The organism is Sphingomonas sp. ACRSK, assembly GCF_022346685.1.
In the GTDB taxonomy this organism is placed as follows: domain Bacteria; phylum Pseudomonadota; class Alphaproteobacteria; order Sphingomonadales; family Sphingomonadaceae; genus Sphingomonas; species Sphingomonas molluscorum.
On record NZ_JAKRNR010000071.1, the window covers coordinates 1 to 4,523 of the forward strand.

General features: G+C 64.3%; 2 protein-coding genes. One reads left to right on the forward strand and one right to left on the reverse strand.

The window, feature by feature from the left end:
- Nucleotides 1-386: 386 nt before the first annotated feature.
- Nucleotides 387-3,389, reverse strand: coding sequence for an excinuclease ABC subunit UvrA (gene uvrA, locus MHZ35_RS17650; protein ID WP_239436822.1), 3,003 nt, complete (start codon nt 3,387-3,389; stop codon nt 387-389).
- Nucleotides 3,390-3,635: 246 nt separating this feature from the next.
- Here uvrA and MHZ35_RS17655 point away from each other — a divergent pair, with 246 nt between their 5' ends.
- Nucleotides 3,636-4,406 carry a DEAD/DEAH box helicase gene (locus tag MHZ35_RS17655; RefSeq protein WP_239436823.1) on the forward strand — a complete coding sequence of 257 codons (771 nt, stop codon included), beginning with the start codon at nt 3,636-3,638 and terminating at the stop codon, nt 4,404-4,406.
- Nucleotides 4,407-4,523 lie beyond the last annotated feature (117 nt).

A 4,523-nucleotide genomic window follows, 5' to 3' on the forward strand; every position in this document is an offset into this window, starting at 1 on the left:
CACAGCCCGAAATACCGCCGGAAGGAGACTGACAGCGCGCCCATCATGGTCCCGCAACATCGAACAATGTCCTCGCCGGACGGACCGCTTCAAAATACGCGGTTTTTGCGGGTGTCCAGCTAGCTTGGACCGTGCAGCATCATGACTGTCTGGCGGATGTGCCGGATTGCTGGGGAAAAGACGCGATCCTGATGACCGATGACCGCGGTACAGGCGTCGTTAGTCGGTCCGTAGCCACTCAGGCGCGAATTAACATGCACATGACCGTTCAGTCAGGTGCGTTTAGTGCCGTCCCGACGGACGAGGTTCCGTACCAGGACTAGGCATCTTTCCGACGGCGCAATCTTGAGCTGAAGACGGAGCGTCGCCTCCACCTCTCGGCCCCCTCACTCCGCCGCCTGCGCCACCTTCCTCGGCTTCAGCAACGGCGCGAGATACTTGCCCGTGTAGCTGCGCGGTTCCTTGGCCACCTGCTCCGGCGTGCCTTCGGCGACGATCTCGCCGCCCTTGACGCCGCCCTCCGGCCCCAGGTCGAGGATCCAGTCGGCGGTCTTGATGACGTCCAGGTTGTGCTCGATCACGACCACGGTGTTGCCCTGCTCGACCAGCGCGTGGAGCACTTCCAGGAGCTTGCGCACGTCCTCGAAATGCAGGCCGGTGGTGGGCTCGTCGAGGATGTAGAGGGTGTTGCCGGTGGCACGGCGGGCGAGCTCCTTGGCGAGCTTGACGCGCTGCGCCTCGCCGCCCGACAGCGTCGTCGCCTGCTGGCCGACCTTGACGTAGCCGAGGCCCACCTCGGCGAGCATCGCCATGCGGTCGCGGATCGGGGGCACCGCCTTGAAGAACTCGTGCGCGTCCTCGACCGTCATGTCGAGCACGTCGGCGATGGACTTGCCCTTGAACTTCACCTCCAGCGTCTCGCGGTTGTAGCGGGCGCCGTGGCAGACGTCGCACTCGACATAGACGTCGGGGAGGAAGTGCATCTCGATCTTGAGCACGCCGTCGCCCTGGCACGCCTCGCAGCGGCCGCCCTTGACGTTGAAGCTGAAGCGGCCGGGCTTGTAGCCGCGCGCCTGCGCTTCGGGGAGGCCGGCGAACCAGTCGCGGATCTGGGTGAAGGCGCCGGTGTAGGTGGCCGGGTTCGAGCGCGGGGTGCGGCCGATCGGCGACTGGTCGATGTCGATGACCTTGTCGAGGTGCTGCAAGCCCGTGATCTTGTCGTGCTTGCCCGCGAGCACGCGCGCGCCGTTCAGCTGGCGGGCGGCGGCGGCGAAGAGCGTGTCGATGGTGAAGCTGGACTTGCCCGAGCCCGAGACGCCGGTGATGCAGGTGAAGGTGCCGAGCGGGATCGAGGCGGTGACGCCCGTCAGGTTGTTGGCGGTGGCATTGTGGACGGTGAGCTTCTTGCCCGTGCCCTTGCGGCGGGTGGCGGGGAGCGGGACCTCGCGGGTGCCGTTGAGATAGTCGGCGGTGACGGAGCCTTCGGTGGCGAGCACCTGGTCGAGCGTGCCCTGGGCGACGACTTCGCCGCCGTGGACGCCGGCGCCGGGGCCCATGTCGATCACATAATCGGCGGTGCGGATCGCGTCTTCGTCATGCTCGACCACCAGCACGGTGTTGCCGAGGTCGCGCAGGCGCCGAAGCGTGGCGAGCAGCATGTCGTTGTCGCGCTGGTGGAGCCCGATCGAAGGCTCGTCGAGGACGTAGAGGACGCCCGAGAGGCCCGAGCCGATCTGGCTGGCGAGGCGGATGCGCTGGCTCTCGCCGCCCGACAGCGTGCCGGAGGTGCGGTCGAGGTTGAGATAGTCGAGCCCGACGTTGTTGAGGAAGCCGAGGCGCTCGTCGATCTCCTTCAGGATCGCGGTGGCGATGGCGCGGTGCTGCTCGTTCAATTGGGCAGGCAGCGCCTGGAACCAGGCGAGCGCGTCCACCACCGAGAGATGGGTGGCGTGGGCAATGTCCTCGCCCGCGACCTTCACCGCGAGTGCTTCGGGCTTTAGGCGGGCGCCGCCGCAGGTCTCGCAGGGATGGCTGGCCTGATACTTCGAAAGCTCCTCGCGCATCCAGGCGCTCTCGGTCTGGAGCATGCGGCGGTTGAGGTTGCCGATCACGCCCTCGAACGGCTTCTTCACGTCGTACGACTTCTTGCCGTCGACGAAGGTGAGGGTGACGGGCTTGCCCGCGGTGCCGTGAAGGATGACCAGCTGCACCTCGCCCGGCAGGTCCTTCCACGCGGTGTCGAGGCTGAAGCCGAACTCGCGCGCGAGGCTGCCCAGCACCTGCATGTAATAGGGCGAGGGCGGGTTGGACTTGGCCCAGGGAACGATCGCGCCCTTCTTGATCGTGAGATCGTGGTTGGGGACCACGAGGTCGGCGTCGAACTCGAGCTTTTCGCCGAGACCATCGCAGGCGGGGCAGGCGCCCTGGGGCGCGTTGAACGAGAACAGCCGCGGCTCGATCTCGGCAATGGTGAAGCCGGAGACGGGGCAGGCGAAGCGTTCGGAAAAGACGATGCGGTTGGCCGGGATGCCGGCGCCCTTCATCCCCTTGGTCGGGGTCGAGGCGGTCGCAAACTCCTGGCGCGCCTCTCGCACGCCGTTCTCGACTGCGTTCTCGGCTTCGCTCGAACTCCGCTCGAACCCAACGGGGGGCATCGGCGGCACGACCGCGTCGACCAGGTCGACATAGGCGAGGCCGTCGGCGAGCTTGAGCGCGGTTTCGAAGCTGTCGGCCAGGCGCGTGGCGATGTCGCCGCCGGTCACGAGCCGGTCGACCACCACCTCGATGTCGTGCTTGTACTTCTTGTCGAGCGCGGGCGCGTCCTCGATCAGATGGACTTCGCCGTCGATGCGGACGCGCTGGAAGCCGGCCTTCTGCCACTCGGCGAGTTCCTTGCGATACTCGCCCTTGCGGCCGCGCACGACGGGGGCGAGCAGCAGCAGGCGGGTGCCCTCGGGCAACGCCAGCACGCGATCGACCATCTGGCTGACGGTCTGCGCCGCGATCGGAAGGCCGGTCGCGGGCGAATAGGGGATGCCGATCCGCGCCCACAACAGGCGCATGTAATCGTAGATCTCCGTCACGGTGGCGACCGTGGAGCGGGGATTGCGGCTGGTCGTCTTCTGCTCGATCGAGATCGCGGGGGAGAGCCCCTCGATATGCTCGACATCCGGCTTCTGCATCATCTCAAGGAACTGGCGCGCATAGGCGGAGAGCGACTCCACGTAGCGGCGCTGCCCCTCTGCATAGATGGTGTCGAAGGCGAGGGAGGACTTGCCCGATCCCGACAGGCCGGTGATCACCGTGAGCGTATCGCGCGGGATGTCGATGTCGACGCCCTTGAGGTTGTGTTCCCGCGCGCCGCGGACGGAGATGTGGGTCAGACTCATGGAGGGCGTTCTACTTCCGTTCTGTGCGGGATGCCAGATGCGGGAGATAGGAAGCGGGCGCGGCGGTTGCGAGGGTGGGGCTTGCAGGACTCGCTCACGGCCTTAGCGCAAGCAAGGCAGTCGCCTCGGCTGCCAAAGCAATCCGACGCCGAACCGCTGAATGCAGGTAAGTTGTAGCTTTAGCTTGGCAACTCGCGAATCTCCTGCAACAAATCTCGGCATAGAGTTAAAGGGGGAGATGATCTGGTGGCGTTTAAGCTTGGCGGTACTTCCAGCATTTCGCTCGACAGTCCAGAACGCATGTTTCTCGACTTCAGCGATCGTGCTTTCAAGGGTCTTCTGACACACCAGGGCCATGTTCTCGCGGAGTATCAGTCCAAAGCGCTATCGGTGCCTAACGTTGCCATCAAGTTACCGACTGGCAGTGGTAAAACGCTCGTTGGAGCGCTCATCGCAGAATGGCGACGGCGGAAAATGCAAGAGCGTGTCGTCTATGTATGTCCAACACGACAGCTCGCATATCAGGTGGTGGAAGAAGCTCGCACGAAGTACGGGATGGCTGACACTATTGCTCCGTTTGTTGGGCGGAAAGCCGATTACAACCCTTATGACAAAGGGAGATTTCAGTCAGGCGATGTGGTCGCGGTGACTACGTATGGTGGGCTGTTCAACGCCAAAACCTTCTTCGATGAGCCTCACTGCCTTATTTTCGACGATGCGCATGCTGTCGAAAATTATATGGCGCAGCATTGGACGTTGCAGGTGGAGCGTGCTGGGCACCCGACGTTGTTCAGTGTGCTCGCAGCTATACTTGGCGAGGTTCTAGCTCCGATCGACGCGAAGCGCTTGCGCGAAGCCGCCGAAACGCGGTGGGACGCTTCATGGGTAGACATGGTGCCGAGGGCTGCGGTGGCTGTCATCGAGGCCCAACTCGTCGCCGCGTTGGACGAGCATCTCGCGAGCGATGATCTGCGCTGGAGGTGGCTGGAGTTGCGCGACCACCTTTCCGCTTGCTGACGTGACCCCCGTTTCTTCATCCACCTGGAACTAGAGACCGGCCCTTGAAGGGACGGACGGAATGAAGCGGAAGCAGTTTACGGAAGAGCAGATCATCGGCATCCTGAAGGAGGCCGA